The sequence below is a fragment of the Limnohabitans sp. MMS-10A-178 genome (assembly GCF_003063375.1).
Lineage (GTDB): Bacteria > Pseudomonadota > Gammaproteobacteria > Burkholderiales > Burkholderiaceae_C > Limnohabitans_A.
The window spans coordinates 1-721 of record NZ_NERY01000005.1 but is presented as its reverse complement, the minus strand read 5'-3'; the positions used below and the strand labels follow the sequence as shown (position 1 = coordinate 721).

Annotated in this window: 1 protein-coding gene; it reads left to right on the top strand. The window is 63.9% G+C overall.

All coding sequences use genetic code 11. The features are described from left to right. Nucleotides 1-40: 40 nt before the first annotated feature. Nucleotides 41-721: hypothetical protein (locus B9Z32_RS14075; protein WP_146179509.1), on the top strand; the 681-nt coding region annotated here is incomplete at its 3' end.

Genomic DNA, 721 nt, shown 5'->3' with positions numbered 1-721 from the left:
CTTGTTGGGGGTGGAGGGTTTGGGTGCTAAGAGCACGAGCTTGCTCAACGACGTGGTGGACGCAAAAGCGCAAACGGAGGTGGACACGGCGGCGGAGTTGCAGGTCTTGGCGAGTGCGGCAGAGGCGGTGATTGCGGCAGCAGGTGGGACAAGCGGGCCGAGCCTGGCCCAACTGCAAGCGCTGGGTGTGAGCGGGGTGACAGCAGACAACCTGGCGGCAGTGCAAGCGGCGATAGCGAACACGGCAGACGATGGCTCAGGGGTGAGTAGCCTGAGCGCGCTGCAGTCGGTGGTGAGTGCAGCGGCAAGTGCGGCGGCAAGTGCGCTGAGCACGTTGAGCGAAGCGGCGACAAGCAACAGCGCAAGCGACAGCAGTCCTGGGGTGGAGGTGTATGGGGCGGCTGGGGTGAGTGGGGTGACGGCGGACAACCTCAAAGCGATCAACAGCGTGCTCAACACGACAGGGGTGAGTGCAACGAGCGTGGACACGACGGCAGAAGTGCAGGCGCTGGTGGATGCGTACAAGTTGGTGTTGGCGGGAGCGGATGCAGACGCGAGCGATGACAACGTGAGCGTGACGACAGCGCAATACGGCTTGTTGGGGGTGGAGGGTTTGGGTGCTAAGAGCACGAGCTTGCTCAACGACGTGGTGGACGCAAAAGCGCAAACGGAGGTGGACACGGCGGCGGAGTTGCAGGTCTTGGCGAGTGCGGCAGAGGCG